General features: G+C 39.6%; 20 protein-coding genes and 1 riboswitch. Of the genes, 10 read left to right on the top strand and 10 right to left on the bottom strand.

The window, feature by feature from the left end:
* Nucleotides 1-132: 132 nt before the first annotated feature.
* Entirely contained in the window at nt 133-879 is a 747-nt protein-coding gene (locus tag AN944_RS19265; protein ID WP_372037643.1) for a thiol:disulfide interchange protein DsbA/DsbL, read from the bottom strand.
* 189 nt (nt 880-1068) lie between these two features.
* Complete coding sequence (locus AN944_RS19260) at nt 1069-1716, bottom strand: DNA-J related domain-containing protein (RefSeq protein ID WP_055026274.1); 648 nt, start codon at nt 1714-1716, stop codon at nt 1069-1071.
* Between the two features lie 256 nt (nt 1717-1972).
* On the opposite strand from AN944_RS19260, the gene AN944_RS19255 reads away from it, so the two are divergent.
* From AN944_RS19255 to AN944_RS19230, 6 genes are all read left to right on the top strand, one after another.
* Entirely contained in the window at nt 1973-2539 is a 567-nt protein-coding gene (locus AN944_RS19255; protein WP_055026273.1) for a phosphoribosyltransferase, read from the top strand.
* A 141-nt stretch (nt 2540-2680) separates the two neighbouring features.
* Complete coding sequence (locus AN944_RS19250) at nt 2681-4609, top strand: U32 family peptidase (protein WP_055026272.1); 1929 nt, start codon at nt 2681-2683, stop codon at nt 4607-4609.
* Nucleotides 4610-4695: 86 nt separating this feature from the next.
* Nucleotides 4696-5001: a DUF3622 domain-containing protein gene (locus AN944_RS19245; RefSeq protein WP_055026271.1), complete on the top strand. Its 306-nt coding sequence runs from the start codon at nt 4696-4698 to the stop codon at nt 4999-5001.
* A gap of 121 nt (nt 5002-5122) precedes the next feature.
* Nucleotides 5123-5779 carry a hypothetical protein gene (locus tag AN944_RS19240; protein ID WP_055026270.1) on the top strand — a complete coding sequence of 219 codons (657 nt, stop codon included), beginning with the start codon at nt 5123-5125 and terminating at the stop codon, nt 5777-5779.
* A 189-nt stretch (nt 5780-5968) separates the two neighbouring features.
* Nucleotides 5969-6205, top strand: a riboswitch (cobalamin riboswitch).
* A 142-nt stretch (nt 6206-6347) separates the two neighbouring features.
* On the top strand, nt 6348-8345 hold the full coding sequence (locus tag AN944_RS19235; RefSeq protein ID WP_055026269.1) for a TonB-dependent receptor: 1998 nt from the start codon (nt 6348-6350) through the stop codon (nt 8343-8345).
* A gap of 182 nt (nt 8346-8527) precedes the next feature.
* Nucleotides 8528-9283 (top strand): HDOD domain-containing protein, encoded by a 756-nt coding sequence (locus tag AN944_RS19230; RefSeq protein WP_055026268.1) that lies wholly within the window; start codon nt 8528-8530, stop codon nt 9281-9283.
* 102 nt (nt 9284-9385) lie between these two features.
* On the opposite strand, the gene AN944_RS19225 is transcribed toward AN944_RS19230, so the two are convergent.
* Nucleotides 9386-10297, bottom strand: coding sequence for a LysR family transcriptional regulator (locus tag AN944_RS19225; protein WP_055026267.1), 912 nt, complete (start codon nt 10295-10297; stop codon nt 9386-9388).
* A 447-nt stretch (nt 10298-10744) separates the two neighbouring features.
* Here AN944_RS19225 and AN944_RS19220 point away from each other — a divergent pair, with 447 nt between their 5' ends.
* On the top strand, nt 10745-10954 hold the full coding sequence (locus AN944_RS19220) for a dodecin (protein WP_055026266.1): 210 nt from the start codon (nt 10745-10747) through the stop codon (nt 10952-10954).
* A gap of 127 nt (nt 10955-11081) precedes the next feature.
* Here the strand turns inward: AN944_RS19220 and queG are convergent, their stop codons facing one another.
* The 4 genes from queG to AN944_RS19200 all read right to left on the bottom strand — a co-directional run bounded on the left by queG (nt 11082) and on the right by AN944_RS19200 (nt 18058).
* A complete protein-coding gene (gene queG, locus AN944_RS19215) occupies nt 11082-12314 on the bottom strand; it encodes a tRNA epoxyqueuosine(34) reductase QueG (protein ID WP_082420069.1) in 1233 nt (410 codons plus the stop codon).
* 56 nt (nt 12315-12370) lie between these two features.
* Complete coding sequence (locus AN944_RS19210; protein ID WP_055026265.1) at nt 12371-14284, bottom strand: tetratricopeptide repeat-containing diguanylate cyclase; 1914 nt, start codon at nt 14282-14284, stop codon at nt 12371-12373.
* Nucleotides 14281-16143: a tetratricopeptide repeat-containing diguanylate cyclase gene (locus tag AN944_RS19205; protein WP_055026264.1), complete on the bottom strand. Its 1863-nt coding sequence runs from the start codon at nt 16141-16143 to the stop codon at nt 14281-14283. The genes AN944_RS19210 and AN944_RS19205 overlap by 4 nt, the downstream gene beginning before the upstream one ends.
* 82 nt (nt 16144-16225) lie before the next feature.
* Nucleotides 16226-18058: a tetratricopeptide repeat-containing diguanylate cyclase gene (locus AN944_RS19200; protein ID WP_082420067.1), complete on the bottom strand. Its 1833-nt coding sequence runs from the start codon at nt 18056-18058 to the stop codon at nt 16226-16228.
* 409 nt (nt 18059-18467) lie between these two features.
* On the opposite strand from AN944_RS19200, the gene AN944_RS19195 reads away from it, so the two are divergent.
* Entirely contained in the window at nt 18468-18902 is a 435-nt protein-coding gene (locus AN944_RS19195; protein WP_055026262.1) for a DUF3069 domain-containing protein, read from the top strand.
* Nucleotides 18903-18932: 30 nt separating this feature from the next.
* Nucleotides 18933-19616 carry a Crp/Fnr family transcriptional regulator gene (locus AN944_RS19190; RefSeq protein WP_055026261.1) on the top strand — a complete coding sequence of 228 codons (684 nt, stop codon included), beginning with the start codon at nt 18933-18935 and terminating at the stop codon, nt 19614-19616.
* 68 nt (nt 19617-19684) lie between these two features.
* Here the strand turns inward: AN944_RS19190 and AN944_RS19185 are convergent, their stop codons facing one another.
* The gene (locus AN944_RS19185) at nt 19685-21373 is read right to left on the bottom strand and encodes an NAD-dependent malic enzyme (RefSeq protein WP_055026260.1); all 1689 of its coding nucleotides are present in this window, start codon (nt 21371-21373) and stop codon (nt 19685-19687) included.
* Between the two features lie 157 nt (nt 21374-21530).
* Nucleotides 21531-21668, bottom strand: coding sequence for a hypothetical protein (locus tag AN944_RS21655; RefSeq protein ID WP_156669117.1), 138 nt, complete (start codon nt 21666-21668; stop codon nt 21531-21533).
* Nucleotides 21669-21691: 23 nt separating this feature from the next.
* Here AN944_RS21655 and AN944_RS19180 point away from each other — a divergent pair, with 23 nt between their 5' ends.
* Nucleotides 21692-22279, top strand: coding sequence for a hypothetical protein (locus AN944_RS19180; RefSeq protein ID WP_055026259.1), 588 nt, complete (start codon nt 21692-21694; stop codon nt 22277-22279).
* Nucleotides 22280-22340: 61 nt separating this feature from the next.
* Here AN944_RS19180 and AN944_RS19175 read toward each other — a convergent pair whose 3' ends face one another.
* The gene (locus tag AN944_RS19175; protein ID WP_055026258.1) at nt 22341-22805 is read right to left on the bottom strand and encodes a DUF1456 family protein; all 465 of its coding nucleotides are present in this window, start codon (nt 22803-22805) and stop codon (nt 22341-22343) included.
* Nucleotides 22806-22873: the final 68 nt, after the last annotated feature.

The following is a 22873-nucleotide window of genomic DNA, read 5'->3' as shown; positions in this document are numbered from 1 at the left end:
TGAAAACCCCAAACGAGGTGCATGAAAAAGCCAGTAGGGAGTACCAACTGGCTTAATAAAAACCGTCAACCTATTTTAGGACTAGACATTAACAGCAATTGAGTGGTTTGCGTTATCGATTTGCGATGGTGATTACTTCTTTTCTAATGCTAAGTAATTCATCACATCAATTAGGTCACCAAGGGTGCGCATTTCATTCATGTTGATAGCGTATTTATCATTGACGATGAAAGTTGGAACGCTTTGTACTTGGAACATCACTTGCTGTTGACGCCATAGTGATAACTTTTTATTGGTGGCATCACTGTCTGCGATTTTGTCGTAAGTTGCACCATCAATACCATGAGCTGCAAAAACTTTTTTGATGTCATCACGGTTATTAATTTCTGGCTCATCATGTGTGTGGCCTGGTGCGCTATGATCGTGATGACCACCTTCACCTTGAATCGCTTGGAACATGGCAGTATTAAGCACAGCTGCATTACCCACTTCATGGATAACAGCTAATGAGCGCATGACTTCTGTACCAATGTCGCTATTCATAAAGTCAACGTGCTTAGTTTCGAAGCTGATGCCTTTATTCAAGTTGCTTTTAATTTCTGGCAGGTACTTACTTTCCATGTTGTAACAGTTATGGCAATAAAAAGAGAAGAACTCAGAAATTTTAGGCTCGCTTGAAGCTGGTGCATCAGAAATTTTAGTGTAATGCTGTCCTTCAACAAACTTAGATGGAATCTCAGCAACTTTTTCAGCCACTGCTTCAGTCGTGACTTCAACCGCTTTTTCATTCGTTACTTCAGCAGGTTTGCCACAGCCGGTTAAGGCGATTGTGAATGCCGCAAGTGCCATAGTAAATGCTATAGGTTTAATCTTAATCATTTCAGCCTCAATAAAAGTGTCACGTTACCCGCTGGTAGTCGTGAAAAATCTTAAAATAGTCTTAATTAAGCCAAAACTTAATTGCCTTAATCTTAACAAGAATTATGACCTAAACGATGATTTATTTCAGAGTTAAATATGTGATGTGGTACGGCTTTCTATAAAAATAAATAGGCGTCAAACGCGGTGTTATCCCGCTTTTGAGCGTAAAGTTTGCCATGCTTCACAAACTTGCCGAAACTGCTCAGCATCTCCATCTGGGCGATCAGGGTGGAGTTTTAAGGCTAACTTGCGCCACTGTTTACGAATATCTTTGTCGGTTGCGGCTTCGTTTAACTCAAAAATCCGTAAGGCATGAGAGTCGTGCATGAGCTGTTGGTTAGCCCCAATATACTCATGGTAACTTGACCAAAAAGACTCGAGCATTTCTTTTACGACATTGGCACAAGTGTCGTAATGTTGCCAATCAAGGTAATAGTTTTTTAACGCTTCATCATGTTGTTGCTGGTGGACAATGTCATGGGGCAATACACGACATATTTTTATATCCATTGCTTGAACCTGAAGCCACTGCTTAGGTAACAGCATGCTTTGTAATTCAAACAATGCATTCATCAATAAAAAGTTGCGTTTGAATAAATCCTTCTCAGGCAAAGGATCAAGATCATGCATCAAGCCTTTGGCTTGTAACGCACTGGCAAGATGGTGCACCTTCCAGCTTTGATGTTGGCCTTGAAGTAAAGTGAGTAGAGGCCAAATTAATGGGTTATCACTTTTAAGAGATAATGACTCATGTGATGAAAACGACTCTGGCTTAGCATTTTGTGCAGCAAGCATAGGGGCTATTTCACTATGAATGGGCAGTTAATTTACTATGCCACAGATGCACAGGGAGTCAATGGTGAAAAAACATTCAAAATGAGCTTATGCTTGAGCCATGAAAATAGCGCCAATCTGGGTGGGTTGGTTTAAATAATTGCTGAAATATGTCTAGTTTCAGTAACAAATATGACGTTTCGTCACATTGCTCAAAGACAAGCAGCTATCCTTGGTATAAAATTCGCCGCAATAAAAACGATAGGGGCCCAATCCAATGACAGATAAACATTACATCAGTGCGCAGCAGTTACTTGAAGACTCTTTTAAGCTTGCGGCGCAAGTATACGATAGTGGTTTTAGACCGCAATTTATTGTTGGTATTTGGCGTGGTGGTGCACCTATTGGTATTGCAGTACAAGAGTTTTATGATTTCAAAAATGTTGAAACTGACCACATCGCAGTACGAACGTCTTCTTATTATGGTATTGGAACTGATAAGCAAAGCAAAAAAATAAAAGTGCATGGCTTACATTACATTATTGAAAATGCCAATGCAGAAGACGGTTTATTGATTGTTGATGATGTTTTTGATTCAGGCCGTAGTGTGGATGCGTTAATTGATAAACTGCAAAAGTTTATGCGCAAGAATATCCCAACAGATATTCGAGTAGCATGCCCTTACTACAAACCCAAAAATACCGCTGTTGACTTAAAACCTGATTATTTCATCCATGAGTCTGAAGAATGGTTGGTTTTCCCTCATGAAGTGTCAGGGTTAAACCCACAAGAAATCGCTGAAGGGAAAAGTGATTTTAAGAATATTCAGCATTTGTTTAAGTAAAAGCAACGAAACTGGTTATTTTTTGCTAAACTAGCAAACTGAACAGTGCGTCAATGATAGTGACATACACGTGGTTTTAGTCCGTGTTTAGCTACTATCTTGATGCATTTTTTATTACCTAGAAAAAGATAAACATCGATTATGAGTTCTGTAGAGATATTTTCGCCGACACCACCTGTAACTAAGTCTACTGAAAAGAAACAGTTAGAGTTACTCGCACCTGCTAAAAACGCAGACTATGGTATTGAAGCCATTCGTCATGGTGCAGATGCAGTTTACATTGGTGGGCCAGCATTTGGCGCTCGTCATAATGCCGGTAACAGTGTTGAAGATATTGCTCGATTAGCTGATTTTGCTCATCGCTATCATGCGCAAGTATTTGTCGCATTAAATACGATTTTAATGGATGACGAAATTGAGCAAGCTCAAAGTTTAATTTGGGAATTATATGAAGCGGGTGTCGATGCACTGATTATCCAAGATATGGGATTATTGCAGTTAGATTTACCACCGATTGCAATGCATGCCAGTACCCAAATGGATAATCGCACCCCTGAAAAAGCAGTATTTTTAGAGCAGGTGGGATTCTCGCAAGTGGTATTAGCCCGCGAGTTAAACTTGCCGCAAATTAAGCAAATTGCTGACAACACCAAGCTTAAATTGGAATATTTTGTCCATGGCGCATTATGTGTAAGTTACAGCGGTTTATGTAACATCAGTCATGCGTTTTCAAATCGCAGTGCTAACCGCGGTGAGTGTTCGCAAATGTGCCGCCTTCCTTGTGACTTGTCGACCCGTGATGGTGAAGTATTAGCTGAAAATGAGCATTTATTATCACTTAAAGATAATAACCAGACAGAAAACCTCGAAGCATTAATTGATGCTGGGGTGACTTCATTTAAAATTGAAGGTCGTCTTAAAGATATTAGTTACCTTAAGAATGTTACGGCTCATTATCGTCAACAGTTAGATGCGATTATTGATCGCCGCAGCGATCTAGAGTCGATGTCCCATGGCCGTAGTGAATTTACGTTTACTCCTGATCCTGAAAAGAGCTTTAACCGTGGTAAAACGGATTACTTTATTAATCAGCGCACCGCGTTGATTGAACATTTTAGCTCGCCTAAATACATAGGTGAAAAGGTCGGCACAATTGTTGGTGTTGGCCGTGACTTTATTAAAGTTGATAGTGCTAAAGCGGGTAAAACCATCGAATTTAATAATGGTGACGGTTTATGTTTTTTCATCGATGGTTACCAAAAACAGCGTCTTTCTGATAACAAGACCAAAGGGCTGCGCGTTAATCGTGCTGACGGCAATACCCTGTTTTTAACTGATGTTAGTAAAGATTTGAAAATGGGTGTTGAGCTATTTAGAAACTTTGATCATCAATTTGATGCGTTGTTATCTAAAGATTCAGCCACCAGAAAAATACGAGTGAATATGGCACTCAATGATACCGATAGCGGCATTGCATTGACCATTAACGATAACCACGGTCACTATGTTACTACCGAGCTTGAGTGGGCAAAAGAGCCAGCAAAAGACTATGCAAAAGCCGATGCCAGCCTTCGAACTCAATTAGGAAAGCTAGGTAATAGTGATTATGTATTAGGGCAGTTACAAGTGAACTGTGCCAACAGATGGTTTTTACCAGCATCGGTAATTAATGGACTACGTCGTGACGCTATTGCTGCTTTAGATGAGAAGCGTATTAATGGGTATCAACGACCTCTTCGAGGCGAGCACGACAAAGAAGCGCGCTTCCCACAGAAGTATTTGAGCTTTCTATCAAATGTCGCTAACGATAAATCTCGAGAGTTTTATCAGCAGCACGGTGTGATTCAAATTGAAGACACCTATGAAAAGAACCAAGTGTTAACCGATGCGCCATTAATGGTCACTAAGCACTGTTTACGATATAGCTTTAATTTATGCCCTAAAGAAGTCGAGGGTATTAAGGCTGATCCTATGGTATTAGATATCGGAAAAGATAGATTAAAGCTGGTTTTCGACTGTCAGAAATGTGAAATGATGATTGTTGGTTCAAACCAGTTAGTGAAACAATAAACTACGTATTGGCAGCAATGCCAAGTTGAGCATATTCGCGTGTAACGCGACATATTTAAGCTGTAATCAGCTAGGAAAACCGAGTAATGAGCAAAAGTAAGAAGTACGATTTTCGTGTGTTAGCCGTTGGCGATACCTTTAAAGCAGAAATCACCCGTCGTATGAGTGCAACCAAGACTGTTGTATCTAAAAGTCATGATGGCTTTGCAACAGAAGATGAAGCGACAGCATGGGGCCAAAAAGAACTGACAGGCTTTATGGCCACACAGGCTGAGCGCAACAAACGCAAAACAGAAAAGAAAATTAAAGCAAAATCAATTGCAGACGCGATTGCTGCAGAAGCACTTATTGACGATGAAAATGAGTTGAATCTAACTGATTCAGAGGATTAGCTTGAAGATTAGTAGTTAAAATAATACAGTAATACAACATTTTGGTGACATAGTTTGCTGTATTTTATTAAAAATTAACTAAACTTCACCTTTCAGCACCAATACCAAGGATGATTTCGGTATGAAAGCTTGCGCTACCCTAATAATAATTGGGGGGCTGTTATCATTCAGCCCTTCATTTAATGTAATGGCCAAAGAGCCACAACCATTTCTTAATACTATTACTGCAAACCTTGATTCAGAGGGCGGTTCAACTAAGAAAGAACTGTCAATTTTTTCAAATAAAGTCTCTTTTGTGTTACCCACTGGCTGGAAAATGGCTTTCAATGCTGAGCGTGGCACCATGTATAAAGCGGAGTTTGTTCCTGCTGGAGAGTCTCTTAGTGATTGGTCTGACTTATTTTGTATTCAAGGTTTTGAAGGGTTAGCTAACAATATCGAAAGCGCCCAGTTTTTAGATAATTTTGCTGATACCTACCAACAAAGTTGCCAAGGAGAAGTGGTTTATAACCAGTTGGGGATGACTCAAATCGGCGGTAAAGAAGCATATCATGGCATTATTGGTTGCACGGCGATGAAAAACTTATATGGCGGCGCAACGTCACGTAAGCAGCAAGGTGAAATTGGTTATTACGCCGTGATTAAAGACACTGAAGATTTATATTTAATGCATAAGTCAATGCGAGGAAGTGTATTTAGTCAGTCTAACCCGCCACTCAATGCCTCAAACCACCGTGACTTTATTTCGAATATGCTTACGGTAAAGTTCTCCCGTTAACGCGCCTCACCACAAATGCTTGTCGCAAACCTGTAAGCCGTTTCTCTAATCATATTATTCAACTTATTTCGCTAGCAGTTGAATAATATGATAGATCATCATTCTTTATATCAAAAAGTAACATTAACACGTTATAATGTAATCTGTTGTTATATGTAACTGATGAACAGTCGTGTAAACAATTCAAATTTATCGTCAATTTTTTGTGGTGCCCAGCCTCTATTTCATTCAATGAATAGAATTGGGATAATCGGGAAACCAGTGAAAACCTGGTACTGCCCCCGCAACGGTAATGGTGAGAACTGAGTGCGTTAAATAGGCTTGTTGGAGAACTGACAAGTCTATAACGTTTAAAATTCAGCTTCGTGAGTCACAATGGTGGCTTTATCCTGAGTCCGGAGACCGGCCCAAAAAATGATTTTGAGATTTCGGTGGGCAGATCTCGAAATGTAGCCTTACTAGCCATGAGTGAATCATTGAGTGTTAATTGAACTTGATTTCATTCAAATTGCTAGCACCTATGCTGCGGCAAATATGCCCCATTTTTCCTTTTAGGAGTTAAAGGTAAATGGGTACTAATCCAACTAAAATCGCCACTGCACTGAGCCTGATATTAAGTGTTTCTGCTGCAAGTTTTGTTTCAACTGCTAATGCTGAAACGACTAATACACCATCAACTACTGAGCCTGCTGCTATCAATGCAGAAACAGAAACCATTGTGGTCATAGGTCGAAGTGAAGCTAACCCACTGAATATTGCTGCTAACGTGCACGTCATTGGCCCCGCTGACATTGAGATGAGCGGTGCTGTAAGCTTAACTGACTTACTACGCAGCCAAGCGGGTATTCAAGTGTCTGATAATAATTCAGGTACGACCTTTGCTATGCGTGGTTTTACCGCATCGCAAGCTGCCAGTAACACTCTTATTTTGATTGATGGTCGCCGTTTAAATAATATCGATATTTCAGCGCCTAGTTTGAATGCGGTAGCGTTAAACCAAGTTGAGCGTGTCGAAGTGCTATATGGTAGTGCTGGTGTCGTATACGGTGATCAAGCCGTGGGTGGTGTCATTAATATTATCACTAAAGCTCCTAACGGAACTGGTGGTGGTCTTGAGCTAAGCGCTGGTAGTTTTGATACCTATGAAGCTAAAGGTGATATTACTGGTCAAATCAATGATGCATGGCGTTATTACTTAGCGGGTAGCTACAACCAAAGCGATAACTATCGTGATAATAACGAGAGTGAAACGGGCTCTATTTTAGGACGTTTACAGTATCAGTCTGATAAACAGCAGTTTTTTGTAGAAGCCAGCTACTATGACGATAATCGTCAAGCACCAGGTGCTTTAACCTTAGCGCAATTTGAAGATGATCCTAGTCAAGCAGCACCATTCACAGATGATGACTACACCCATGAAATGACCACAGCACTGCGAAGTGGTTATGAGTATCAATTAACTAATGAGTGGGCTTTAGCCGCTGATATAAATTATTCAGATACCTTAACAACTAACTTTTTATGGGGGAGTGCTGGGCGAATCGAGCGTAACTTATTTAGCTTTTCACCTAAAGCGACGGGTAATTACCAGTTAGAGCAAGGTGATTTAGACATTGTCGCTGGTATTGATTTAAGCGTTGGTGAAGCTGATTTTGATCTGGCTTACACTCAAAGAAACAATGAACAAAAAATGGCAAGCGTTTACGTTCAAGCCTCGGTGCCATTAACAAGTACATTATCTTACGTCGTGGGTGGCCGCTATAGTGAAGTGACTGATGATTTAACCGATCAAACTTTATATCCAAACGGTGTCGAGCTTGATAATGACGCCCATGCATTTGAGTTAGGTTTAAATTATCGTCCAAGTATCGAACATCGCTTTTATATTCGTGCTAATGATAACTTCCGTTTTGCTAAAGTTGATGAGCAGGCTTACACACCAGTAACCACAATAGGGTTGGACCCACAAACTGGTCGTTCATATGAAGCAGGATGGGATTGGACAGAAAGCTTATACACCTTCAAATTAAACGCTTATGTACTCGATTTAGAAGATGAGATTGTTTATGACGCTGGGCGCACAGATGGCCCACAAGGTGGCGGTGCAAACGTTAATGCGGATGCATCTCGCCGTTTTGGGGTTAACACCAGCTTTGATGTTCAATTATCAGAAGATTGGTTATTAGGTGCATCATATGACTACATTGATGCTGAGTTCACTGAAGGTGAAAATGAAGGTAAGGCTTTGTCTTGGGTTGCTGAACATAATGCACGTGCATATGTCAGTTATGACATTGCAAGTGAGTGGCAAGTGTTTGCAGAAGGCATTTACACCGGTGAGCGTTATATCGAAGGTGATAATGCCAATGTTGACTCTAAATTAGACAGCTATGTGTTAGCTAACCTTGCACTGAACTACACTCGTGATAATTGGTCTGCAAGTTTGCGTGCGGATAATTTATTTGATGAAGAGTATGTCAGCGCTGGCTATTACTCTGCATGGGGTAATGGTTATTATTCAGGGAATGGCCGCTCTGTACGTTTGACTGCTGGATACCGTTTTTAGAAGTGATTGTTTTTTAAACGGTGGAAAAAATCCAAACAGGATAAAACACTAGAAAAATTAAAGCCGACAACTCGCTTGTCGGCTTTTTGTTTGATTAAGGATTAATTACTTGACCTTTATGCTGCTTATGTGGATAAATCTCGTTAGAGAAATATAAAAATGTGAAAGGGAAGCAGTACAATATGACCTATCTTGAGCAACAAGTGTTAACTCAAGTCAAAGCTATTATCGGTAACGAAGAACAAGTGATTGGTCGTCGCGGTATTTTGATCCCTTTGAAGAAAGCCCTCATTAATGAAGCTGATATCCGTGTGTTAATTGATATCGTTTCTAGCGATCCTGCGTTAGCTGCACACTTATTATGGCGCAGTAATACGGCTCAAGCTGGTGGTATTATTTCGACTAAAAATCGCAGCATTAAAGATGCACTTATCCGTTTAGGTCAAGTGAATATTTATCGTTATGCGTTTTCATTTTATTTAAAAGAACGTCTTGATGAGCTTAAAGAACCATACAGTAAATTGGTCAAAGGCTATTGGGCGTTAACTGAAAGTATCGCCGTCGATGCGGTGCAGCATCTACGTGATATTGAAGAAAGCGATCAACCGATTGATATTGATGCTGATGAAGTGCAAACTTTAGCCTTATTCAGCGTTTTTGGTCAGGTAATAACCTTGAGTGCATTTGCGTTTTTAAATGCCGCATCAGAAAAAGCTATCTCACTACAAGTGATTAAAACCCTCATTGATACTCAACAACAAAGCCTGTCTATAGAAGCATTTGAAGCATTAGGGCTTGATGATGATTTACGTAATGAGTTTATGATTGCTCATAATATTAAGCAGACAGATAATGCGAACTCTGCGGGCATGGTGTTAAGACATGTTTTAGCGAAACGTAATGTTTTGATAAATCCACTATCTGATATCGATTCGTGATGTAACTCATTCATCGACAGTTTTTTAAATATCAAATCTTAAATAACAAAAATGCCACTGTATCAGTGGCATTTTTTATGGTGTTTCTAACACTTTCTTGCTTTAGTGTTGTTGAGCTAACCTTTGCAACTTTAACCCTTCAGCAGCAACTAGGGTCAACCACTTTTGAATCAAGTTGGTGTTAGCGGCATTACGACGGTAAGCCGCAAATAATGGCCGTTTAAGGCCTTCTGCTCCTAGTCTCACAGAGGATAGGTTTAGCCCATGGCTTTCGTTAATTGACCAACTTGGTAATGCGGCAATACCGTCATTGCATGCAACTCGTTGTAACAGCATTGCGGTTAAATCACATTGTTTCTGCTCACCCGCTTCAACACCAGCAGGCTCTAAAAAGTTCTTATAAATATCTAAGCGTTGCAGCGGTACTGGGTATGAAATTAGGGTTTGTTTAGCCAGTTGTTCAGGTTTAATAAACGTTTCTTTTGCTAATGGATTATCGTTAGCAACAACCAACTTAACCTCAAAATCAAATAAGTGTTGGTACGCTAATGCATGTCCTGGCACAGGATCTGAGGTGAGCACAATATCGAGTTCGCCCAGCTCTAAAGCATTTAAAGAATCAAATAAGTGACGGCTCGACAAATCGATACGACCATCAGGTGCTAATTGCTTAAATGCTTCAGTGACAGGCATTAACCAACGAAAACAACTGTGGCATTCAATCCCCAATTTTAATGACTGAGATTCTGCATCCAAACCTTTTTTCAAATCAGATTCGGTGACCATCACTTTAGGTAAAATTTCTTCGGCAAGGTTCAGTAATCTTGCCCCCTCTTGAGTAAACGATAATGGCTTACTTTTACGGATAAAGATGGCTGAATTAATACGGGTTTCCAATTCTTTAATTTGGTGTGATAGCGCTGATTGGGTAACGAACCGTTTTTTGGCAGCACCAGCAAGGCTACCACTCTCTTTTAGTGCCATCAAAGTACGAAGATGTCTCAGCTCTATCATATTATCCTCACATGAATTTTGCTCAACTTACGGGTGAAATCAATTCGATTGCTTAATGACAGACTATCACAATAAACTTCTAGACGTCCAGACGCCTGTGTAATTAATTTACAGAAATGTGTGTTTTTTGTTAATCAAATGGCATTTTTGATATGAGAATTACAATATTAATGTTTATAAGTCCCTACAATGTTTAATAATTTGCCGTTTTGAGTAAGAGATGAGCACTGAATAACATTTGATATGAATTTCATCACCCAGATGGTTGAGCTTGTTGACGGTTGAATTGTATAGGGGGAGCCATTTGAACAGTTCTATGAAGCTAATGTCGTAGGTGACAAATGCTGATTAAGCTGAGTGAAGTAGCATTGATAATTCTGAAATTAAGCAGACTTTAATAGATTACCTATACTGAATAAATCTTCTTATTTAAGTAACGGAGTGATAATGAGCCATACATACAAACTGATTGAATTAACGGGATCTTCTCCCATTAGCTCAGATGATGCGATTAAAAATGCGATAGCTGCAGCGAATAAATCTATCAAGCATATGCGTTGGTTTCAGGTCGTAGAGACAAGAGGGCATTTAGAAGAAGGGTTAATTGCTCATTGGCAAGTGACAATTAAGGTGGGCTTTACCTTAGATCAAAGTTAATGGTTTTTATCTGTAATCAGCGCAAATGTGGATGGTAATCTTATACTCATTTGTCGCTGATTTTGTTTACTCATCTTTAATGAAGTTATGCATTTCAGTGATGATATTGCGCCATTATTAATGGTGACTATGCATCTCTTGGTAAGCCTTTTTCGATACTTCTCACCACTCGCTGTGTTTTACGATTAACCACGTTTTCATGGTTTTGTTGCTGCTCATAAAGTGCCCAGTCGATGTGTTCAATGACCATTTCATCAACTTCTTCAGACTGCTTTTTAGCATTAAGTGCGCGAATAATATTCTCATTAAAAGGTGCGTTGCCTAGGGCAATAGCGATATTACGTAACCAATTTTTGTGGCCTATACGACGTATTGGGCTACCTTCAGTAAGTGATAAAAACTGCTTTTCGCTCCAAGAAAATAGAGTTAATAAATCCGGTTGTATTAATTGCTGGCGAATATGAAAGTCGCTTTGTTCTGTCAGCGGTGCTCTTGTGTTAATAGGGCACACTAGTTGGCAGTCATCGCAGCCATAAATGCGATTGCCGATGGCCTTACGGAACTCAAGCGGAATAGCGCCCTGAAGTTCGATGGTTAAATAAGAGATACAGCGACTACCATCAACAACATTATTGTCCAAAATGGCATTGGTTGGACATGATTTAATACAGGCAACACAGGTATTGCAGCTTTGCTCTATTGGAATATCAATGGGTAATGGCACATTAGTGAGCACTTCACCTAAAAAGAACCAACTGCCCGCTTCAGGATGTAACAACAATGAATGCTTACCGGTCCAGCCTAAACCTGCTTTCTCTGCGAGTGGGCGCTCAAGGATAGGTGCTGAGTCGACAAAAGGTCGAAAGTCGACTCCTGTAACACCAAGTGTTTGGCAATGAGCGACAATTTTATCGCCAAGCTTTTTCAGCTGTTTTCGAATGAGTTTGTGATAGTCACGACCACCAGCGTAGCGAGAAATATAACCTAGATTTGGGTTAGCAAGATTGGTTGCAAATCCGGCCTGTGGAGGAAGGTAATCCATTCTAGCACTCAATACTCGAACGGTACCTGGGTGCAATTCATGGGGCCTTGCCCGCATCATTCCGTGGTTGGCCATATAGCTCATTTCACCATGGTAACCTTGGTCTAGCCAGTGTTGTAGTTTAGGTTCTTGTTCTGCTAAATCTGTGTCTGTTATGCCTAATTGAGCAAACCCTAACTCGATAGCCCATGCTTTAATTAACCGCGCAAGGCTGGTTGATTCTTGTGTGGTGAGGGCACGGCTTAACACTGGCGGTATGCTGGTGGCTTGGGGATCTGGAACAGGCTGAGTGTTCGTAGCCGAAGGTAAATTAGACATATGACATAAACACGCTTTGCAACTGTGATGATATCGATATTATACGTGTTTATGCATTAGTCATCATCATGAAAGTAAACGATTTGGTTTCGACCTTGGTGTTTTGCTCTGTAAAGCGCCAAATCAGCTTTTTTGATTAACTGAGATAAGGTGGTTTCTCCGTGGCTAGTGCTGACGCCACCACTGATTGTGACCTCAAGGTTGTCACTAAAATTGGAGAATTGGTATAAATTAACACTTGCTGAAATTTCCTGAGCTAAGCTAACAGCAGCTTGAGAACGGGCTTTGGGGAGCAAAATGATAAATTCTTCTCCTCCAACACGCCCTGCAATATCATCCTCTTTGATGTGTTTACGAATAATATTAGCAACAGCTTTTAATACTCTATCACCACATACATGACCGTGGTTATCATTAACCTTTTTAAAGTGGTCGATATCAATCGAAATAATAGAAAGAGGGGTTTTATCTTGAATATGCTTATCAAATGAACTGTTGGCTCTACGATAAAAGCTCAATCTATTGGGGAGTTGAGTCAATGAGTCTGTTAGCGCTAAATACTTTAATTGCTTAGACTTTTTATTGAGAAATACGCTGAATAACACTAATGTGAGTACTGAGGCTACTCCTAACATCAATGCCAAAACCTGCAAGCGTTCATTATCCTGTCTGATAACAAGTTGCTCATCTTTAAGTTGATGAAAGGCGACTAACTCAGCGTTTTCTGCTTCTAATTTTTGGCTATCAAATCGAACGCGCATCTCTGTACTAGCTTGGTTTTTAAGGGCTTTATCTAGCAAAACATGAATGTCGTATAAGGCTAACTGTGCTTCGTACGCTTGTTGCCACCATTCAAGTGATTCATAAATTTCAACTTGTAGTTTGAGCAACATCTCGTGGCCACGTTTATTGTTATTTTTATCAAATCCCGCAATGGCTTTTTCTAAATGGGGTAATGCTGCTTGTGTTTGACCGAGTCCATGTTTAGCTTGGGCTTGGTGTAGTTGCAAGAAACTATAATGGGTATCAACAGCTGGACTGACGATGTTTTCGTATTGATTTAAATAGTTGAGTGCTTGTTGATATTGACCTAGGTGTATAAGTGCCGATGACATATCAACAGCAACCCGGGCGACGAATGTGGGGTCGGTATGCACTTTTTGATAATAATTGTAAATCGATAAATAGTTGTCTGCTGCCTTCTGATATTGTTGCAAATCTTCATAGGCGTAAGCCATATCGTTTTTTACGATCATGACTAAGGCCGTTTGTCCTGTTGAACTAAATTGACGTTCAACTTCCTGGTAGTATTTAAGTGCTGTGTCAGTTTCACCTAATCTGCGATAGGTAATCGCTAAATCAAGTAACCCTAAATGTTCTAGTGTTGGTAAGTTAAGCCTTTGGTAGATTTCATAAGACTGCAGCAAATTTTCTAACGCTATAGCAAAGTCACCGGTATAAGAAGCAATTTGACCTAGCATGGAGTAAGCGTCAGCTATTAAGCGTAAGTGTTCGATTTGTTTAGCGTCAGCTAGCGCTTGTTTTATTAATTCATTTGCGTTGTTTATTTCACCACGGTAGCGCAGGAGCGTTGCTTCACATAGTGATAGTTCAATGCGAATGGCGTGTGGCATTTCTGGGTAATTTTCATAGGCATTGATAATGAAACTTGCTGCCTGCTCATTTTGTTCTGGCTCAAAAAAGTTAAAAGCTAAGCATTGTTTAGGTAACAGTTTATGGGTTCTAACCATGTCACCTTTAGTGATCATTTGCGTGAGTTGCTCTATGGTTTGTGGATAGCGTTCATCATTGATATCGCCATGATCAACGATGGTAAACAGCGCATCAAATTCAGGGTTACTGAATTCATTGGCTTCCAGTGTATTGGCCAAAGATGTGATTGATACCAATAAGCTTAATAAACCCAAGCAACCTTTTAGCAACGCGGGCAGCCTTAAATAATACTTCATTGCTGTTCCTCCCTTTCATGAGAGGAGCAATCTTGAAAATGAACCGTATTATCACGCCCGTTATTTTTCGCTTTATAAAGTGCAATATCGGCTTGCTTTAACTGAGCTGAAATTGTGGTTGATGACGTCACACTACTGATACCAATACTGGCGGTAAAAGGTTTATTCATTGCCAAGGAGGTCGTGTCTATTAATTTTACTTTTTGGTTAATGTTGGCTGCAAAACGAATGGCTTGCGTTTTATCGGTACTTGGCATGATGATTAAAAACTCTTCACCACCAATACGAGATAAGGTGTAATCTTTATTCAGTATGCTTAAACATTGCTTGGCAATGAGTTGAAGAGCACGATCTCCCGCATCATGACCGTATTGATCATTGACTGATTTAAAGTGGTCAACATCCAAAAGTAGAATCGAAAATTGGTTTTTTTGTGCTAATAACTTATTTAACACTTGATAAGCGAATAATCGATTGGGCAGCTCAGTGAGCGGATCTGTTAATGATAAATCTTTGTATTGAATTGATTTTCTTATTAGCTTTATTAAAAACGTCACAAGAATAATAAAAAATACTGCAGTTAACATTAACGCTATGTATTGTAATCGCTGCTTTGTTTTTAGGGCTTCAAGTTGTTGTTCTTTCAATGCTTGAAACTGCAATAATTGGTCTTGTTGATCTTCGAGTTGTTTAGAGTCGAATCGTATTCGCATTTCAGAGTTATAGGTTTCTTGTGTTGCTTTATCCAGTTCAAGATGGATAGTCAGAAATTGATGATGCCAATGATTAGCCGTTTTGTAATCCTGTTGTTGGGCAAAGTATTCACTAATGAGTTGGTAAATAAGGGAAAGCCCTTTTTTATTATTGTATTTTTTAAAGCTTCTTTCAGCTTCTATAAAATGACGTAATGCTTGCTCATTGTGTGATTGCAAGAAACGTAATTCAAATAGATAAGCATGCATATAGCCATAATGAGAGAACATTTCTTCATCAATAATGGTTTGTGCATCAGTCAGAATCCTATCAGCGTCTTCTAATCGTGATAGTTTGATTAACGGTGCAGCCATATCGACTTTAATACGCGTTTGATACAGCTGGTTGTTCGATTTATTGGCGACGTTTAATACATCTTGAAAATACGCCAAAGCGGTTTGATATTCACCATTATCAAGTTTTATGTAAGCCAATGAATGCTGAACAATCGCCAGTAAAATATGACTTTGATTTTCAATGAGACGCTGCTCGGCAATGCCATAATAATATAGTGCTTTATCATTATCGCCTAAGCGCCTGTAAGCACTCGCCAATTCGATAATATTCAAATTAGCCGAGTTTGTATGGCCGATTTTTTGGTGAAGCTCATAGGACTTGCTAATGCTTTCTATAGCATTAAAAAACTGGTTTTCAAATAACGCCTGTTGACCAATAGAGTTATGAGCACTCGCTAATACATTTTCATCATTAAGCTCTGTTGCTGAGGCTAGCATTGCTAGGTTGATTGCTTTAGCTTGCTCATGCTTACCGAGGTAACGTAGTGCTTTAGAGCGGCAAAGGTTCAATAATATCGGGGTGCTTTTCGCATAATAATGACCGTTTGATATTGAGTCTGTTGATTTGATTAAGGCGTGCAACTTATCAGTTTCATGTGCACGAACTTGTTTACATGTAAACGTCTCAAGAGCTTGAAGGCGAGGTAAGTCATTAGGAGCAATAAGGGCTTTAAGCTCCAGCAATTTTTCATCGGTGAATAACGTGCCTGTCAGTTCATCATTATTGAACTGATTAAAAATATCGTCTGCAGCTTGGTTTTGTATAGGGTTAGCGAAAACGTGTTGGGTAAAACAACCTAATAAAATCAAACATAGACAAAAAGTGAGTTTAATAATTGGACTCGTAATCTTGTTTATAAAAGGCCAATAATGTCGTTGACACAGCAATGTGTTATACCGTTTTAACGCAGTTTCTTCCTGCAGATTTTGCTTGATAAAGTGCATTATCGACACGCAAAAGCATGTTTTCAAAATTATCGCCATTTTGATAATGCGTGACGCCTGCACTGACCGTTTGTTTAAGCTCTGGCGCGATAGTATCCCAATCAGCGTCAGCAATTCTCACAATAAGCCTACTTGCGATATCATAAGCTTGTTGTTCATTTGCCCCAGGTAATAAAATCAGGAACTCTTCCCCTCCGACTCTACCAACAGTATCGGATTTACGCATCAACTCTTTTGCTATTTTAGCAAGTTTTATCAACACTTTGTCGCCAATGTCATGTCCTAGCGTATCGTTGACTTTCTTGAAATGATCCGCATCAAAAGAAATAACCGAAAATTGGCGATGCTCGGTTTTTGCTTGGTTAATATATGTTTTAGCTAACGCGTAGGTATGGCGTCGGTTAGCCAGTTTCGTGAGCTCATCAGTCAATGCAAGATCTTTGAATTTTTGTTTGCGCTTGACTTGTTTTACCGCATATATGGTCACGATGATTAAAATGATCGCGACCAATATAATGATAATGTTTTGCAATCGTTTGTTTTGCTCAAGCGCTGCTAATTCTTTTTCCTTTATGAGCTGTATTGAGAGTAAGTTTTGATTTTCAGCTTCAATTTTATCGGTGTTAAACCGTGCTCTCATTTCACTATTTCGACTCGTTAGACTGAGTTGATCAAGCTTATGATGAACGTTGAGATAATCTGTTAGTGCTTGATGAGCAGATTGGTAATCTTTAATGGATAAATAGATTTGATTTCGTAGAGTGTATAGCTGGCTTAACCCACGATCGTTATTGCTAACATTAAATCCTGATTCAGCTTCTTCTGCATATTCCAGCGCTTTTTCGGGATGTTGTTTAATCAGTGCAGCTTGAGCACTGAATAATTTCATGAAACTAAAAATGCCATCAAATTCAATTGTGATTGTATTTTCTGCTTGCTCTAAAATTTCAACAGCTTCATCTACTTGATTCAACTTGATTAATATTCCTGCCATATCTACTGCAGAGGCGGCAGCTGAAAGTGAATTCTTTTGTTGGTGCCAATATTGGTAACTTTTTTGATGTCGCTCTAAAGCTAATTGATTATCACCTAATGCCTCATAGGAGTAGGCTATTTGCGTATTGGTATCAAACGCTTCTACTAGCTGATTATTGTCTAAGTATGCTTTTTCAAGTTTGAGTTGATATGTCAGTGCCATTTGCGGGTCGCCAAAACGGCGATAGCTATTGGCTATTTCACTTAAATTAACCCGTGCCCAATAAGCTAGGTTGAGTTGTTCATACATGGATTGGGCAGGGATTAGGTCTTCAAGGGCACCAGTGTAGTCACCTTCATAAGATAACATGGTGCCTCTCATACTTCTGCCATCTGCTATTAAGCGCATATTTTCAATCAAATACGCTTCTTTAATTGCAGCGTCATAATCCAATTTCGCTTGTTCTGGTTTACCTGAATATTGGTAATGTGAACCGCGACATAATAATAAATCTGCATGCAGCTCTGAAGGATAGCTTTTTTGATGCGCCTCCATTAATACTTCGGCATGCTTGATGGCTTTTTGAAACTCCTCGGTCGTTTCAGAAGGATGGTACCAACATTGGAGTGGGATAAGCTTTTCACGTTGCTTTATATCGTCAGCTGGGATTAATTGATCAAGCTCTGCAAGATACTTATTTAATAACTCAAGATCGCCTTCTTCTCCCAAAAAAAATATCTCAAATAACTGATCTATTCGTTGTTGAGTGGGGGCGCTGCTGGCTGTTGCTACTTGGGTTAGCAAAGACAGGCTAATAGCGAAAGCGAGTGCATATTTAAGCAGAGTGTTGATTAGGTTTTTCTCATATTGTTTATAAATATTATTCCATTATGGCATATAATTATAATTGTTCAATCAAGTGGCTAAAAGTAAATGTAATGTATGTCGTTTGTGTTTAAAACTAATTAAATTAGTTGCTTAGTGTTACTTTAATAACATTTGTTTTGGTTGTAATAGTTAAATTATTATAAACTAAAACAAATGTACTAGTCAGGTGTCTATTCACTTTGTTAACCTTCTCAAACATCATTTAAATAATTGTGAAAAAATACCAAAATAAAATAATGGTAGTAGATTTTTTAGATGAATTTGGGGTGGCAAGATGAATTTTTACTCGGCAATACAATAAAAATCTTAACTTGAGAAATAATTAATGATTGAAAGAACTGCTGAATATCAAGCTACTGCAAAAGCGATTTCGTTTAATGTGGCAAATAAAGTTTTGCCTATGGATAAGTTGCCAGAAACTCTTTTAGAGGCTTATGAAGGCTTATTTAAAGAACTGATCCAAGATAATGCAGGCTTATTTGAAAAAAGTTGGCAGAGTTTGCCTGCAAGTGCGCAAAAATTGATGCCGCAAGCTGAGTTTCATGGGTTTTATATTGCCAATGCTTGGATGCAGTTGAGTCGTGTAGCTCAAGAAATTGCTGATGAAGCAGACTCAGACGAAGCGATCGATGAAAAAGAATATGATGGGGTGTTTGGCCGATTAGCCGAACAGTCACTCAAAGAAAGTATTAAGAAATTAAAGAAAGCAAGAACTGACCGTTCTTTATTAAATAGCTTTAAACAAGTGATGGCTATTTAAGACAAGTGATTACGCATTTTGGGAGTGTAAATGTCTTTATTATCAACTAAGCAGATCCAGTGGCCTTGTGAGTTAAGTGAAATCACTAAAGCTGAAATCATGGATCTGGCTATCGAAATTGATGGAATTGATCGTTATTCCACTTTGATCGACGGTGACCAACAACGCGGTATTTATTATTGTGTTCAAGGATTAGGAACATTTGCAACGACAAGTATTGATAACCGACCATTAGCGAGCTTTATTTTTGGTAAGCAAATGTGGGTGGGTGCTGTTGCTATTGAGATATACCCCAAAATCAATTTATACACCTGTGAGCTTGAGCCGCTAAAAAGTTTGTTTTTTCCAAAAAGTGAACTTAATGAGTTGGCTAAAAGAAACAATGAGGTTTACAAACTTTTGTACAGTATTATGCGTACAAATAGCCCCAAAATTGTTCAAGGTATGCATTTGTCTTTCTATGGAATTGAAGAGCGTATTGCGTTCTTTTTATTGGAATTAGTACGAAGTAAGAAGTCGACTAATCTTCCTAGAATCGAAATTAAAATTACCCAGCAACAACTTAGCGAAATCGCTAACGTTAGCCGACCAAGAGTCAATGAAGTATTGAATAAATTAGCTCAAGAAGGGTTAATTGAATTGGTTCGAGGTAAGCTGTATATCAATGACTATGCAGCCTTAGCTCAGTCTTTAGAAGACAGAGTGGTGATGTAAATTTACCATTGAAGATATAAAAAAGCCTAGCTAATTTAGCTAGGCTTTTTTGTGGCTGATTTGCAGCACTAGAAAGAAGTGCGTCGGTAGCGACGGTACTCAGGCTCCCAGAAATTACTATCAATTTTCTGCGTTAATAGCTCATCAGGGCAAGGTAATGCCAGTTCTTGTTCAATGGCTTTTTTAGCAACTGCAAAAGCAATGTATTTACTCACTTCTTGAATGTCTTCAAGGGCGGGGAGTAATGAACCTGTGCCGTTTTTACCTAGAGGAGAGCATTCAGAAAGCGCACGGCTTGATGCCATAAGCATTTCATCTGAAACCCGGGTTGCTCCGCTGGCTAATACACCCAAGCCAATGCCTGGGAAAATAAAGCTATTATTACATTGAGCAATCTCATAGGTTTCACCTTCGATGACAACAGGCTCAAACGGACTACCTGTGGCAACGAGTGCTTGACCGGATGTCCAATGCAAAACGTCTTTCGGTGTTGCTTCAACACGACTTGTTGGATTAGATAATGGGAACACAATTGGGCGTTCGCAATGGCTGTGCATTGCTCGAATGATTTCTTCAGTGAACAAACCTGGTGCGCCAGAAACCCCAATCAAGACAGTTGGTTTAGCGTTATTAACCACATCCAATAATGAAATATGATCGCTAAACCCATCCCATTGCTGAACATTCACCGTTTTTTGAGCCAGTTTTTTCTGGAAATCTAATAGAGTAGGCATGTTATCTAATAACAAGCCCCAACGGTCGACCATAAACACTTGTGAACGGGCTTGCTCGTCAGAAATACCTTCTGCCACCATTTGCGCCACGATGGCTTCGGCAATACCGCAACCTGCGCTGCCAGCCCCTAAAAAGGCAACACGCTGTTGACATAATTGGGTTCCAGCTGCCTTACATGCTGCGAGAAGTGAGCCTACGGTAACTGCAGCGGTGCCTTGAATGTCATCATTAAAAGTACAGAATCTGTCTTTATAACGCTCAAGTAACGGCATTGCATTTTTCTGCGCAAAATCCTCAAATTGGATCAGTGCATCAGGCCAGCGACGATTCACCGCCTGCATAAATTCTTCAATAAAGTCGGCGTATTCTTCGCCACCAATACGAGGATGACGCGACCCCATGTACATAGGATCATCTAATAAATTAGGATTATCTGTGCCCACATCTAATGTGATTGCGAGACAATAAGCCGGACTAATACCGCCACAGCTGGTATACAGCGACAACTTACCGATAGGGATCCCCATACCGCCAATGCCTTGGTCACCCAAGCCTAAAATTCGCTCACCATCTGTTACCACAATGACTTTTACTTTATGGCGAGTCGAATTATTGAGAATGTCATCAATACGATCTTTGTTATCGTATGAGATAAATAATCCACGGTTACGACGATAGTTTTTTGAAAAACGCTCACAGGCGAGCCCCACAGTTGGGGTGTAGATGATAGGCATCATCTCACTGATATGGTTACGAACTAATCGGTAGAACAAGGTTTCGTTAGTGTCTTGGATATTGCGCAAATAAATGTGCTTATCCAAATCATTACTAAAACTTTTATATTGCTCGTAAGCACGTGATGCTTGTTCTTCAATGGTTTCAATGACCCAAGGAATAAGCCCTTCGAGGTTAAAGTAAATGCGTTCTTCTTCACTAAAGGCTGTGCCTTTATTTAGTAAAGGAGACTCAAGAATGGCTGGACCTGCGAAAGGAAGATAGAGGGGGCGTTTATTATCGTCCATTGGAAACCTTATTGTCAGTGTCGAATGACTGTTATTTTTATCTATAAATAGCCAATTGTGACTGCCTAAAAATAGACGTTTTTAATTATCGATGAAGGTTAACACAACTAAGATTTTTTGTGGTCTGTTAAGTGAGCTATTTCACACTTTTTTTCAGCTAAATAGTGACGTCAGAGTCATCTTGGTGTTTGTTAAATGAAGCATAGGCATATTCAGCAGTATTAAGATTGCAAAATGTCGTAACATTTTTGGTTCTGACATTATGGTCGTTAAGTGCCATGCTGTGTATAGACATGATGGTAACTCTATGGGGTGAGAATGGCGCTTCCTCTTATTTGGCTCGGTACTGCCGCAATTGGTGCAATCATGCTGGCTGATGATCGCCAGCAGCGAAAAACAATTCAGCATGAACGTCGTATGGGGCGCGCGCCCAAAGTGCCTAATGGTAAGTCTGTGAGCCCGTTAACTCCTAGTATTTGGTATAAAGGTGACGCCAAAGTTGATGCCGCCCCTGGGGCTATTGTATGTTGTTTCGTCTTTGGTGTGATTGAGCATACAGGTATTTGGGTGGGGGATGACCATTTAGTTGAATTGCACGGAAGCGGTTTGATTCGAGTGATATCGGCTAAGCGATTTTTACAAGGACGAACCGGTAGTTGTATTTTTCAAGCGTGTAACCATTTACATCAGCCCCTTGTCGCGCCAAAAGCATTGGCTCGAGCAGAGCAAGCCATCTATCAATATCGGGACTATGATTTATTTACAAATAACTGTCATCGATTTGTTTGGTCATGTATTAGCGGTGAAGAAACAGAAGTGAGAAGTTTTGAGCAACTTAATACGCTATTAGCTCAAGCATTTAAACAAGTTGTTTATTGGGATGAAGTGGCATTAAACAAGAGGTAAAAAAGCCACAAAAAAGCACAGTCAATGCTGTGCTTTCAAGGTAAATGTTTATCTAATTTGATTACACGCCACGGTGTTTAATTGATAAGCCATGTAAGAAATTACGCAGGATCTGATCGCCGCATGTCTTATAGTTCTTGTGGTCAGGGTTACGGAATAACGCCCCTAATTCTGACTTGCCAATGACAAAGTCCGCTAAACCACAAATTTCAATAATATCATCTTCACGAAGCTCTAGTGCAATACGTAATTTTTTGAAAATTAAATTATTAGTAAGGTTTTTAACTGGTGCTGGGACTTCACTACCAGGGCGTAAACCACGCTTTTCGATAATTAGTCCGTCTAAGAACTGACACATAACCTTGTCATTACAGGCTTTGTAGCCTTCTTCCGCTTCTTTTTTTAATAAGCTAATTATTTCATCTGTGCTGACTTCAACATTGGCTTGAGCGAAAATCTTAATCATTTTGGCATTTGAATAATCAAATACAAAACGTAGACGGCGAATAATATCGTTGTTAATCATATAAGTCTCTGGGCGCGGCTGCGCAGTTTTTTAACGGCAAAGTTAGTTATTTCGCCGTTAAATAAAAA

This window comes from Shewanella sp. P1-14-1, assembly GCF_001401775.1.
Classification (GTDB): Bacteria; Pseudomonadota; Gammaproteobacteria; order Enterobacterales; family Shewanellaceae; genus Shewanella; species Shewanella japonica.
This window is presented reverse-complemented; position numbering and strand designations above follow the sequence as displayed.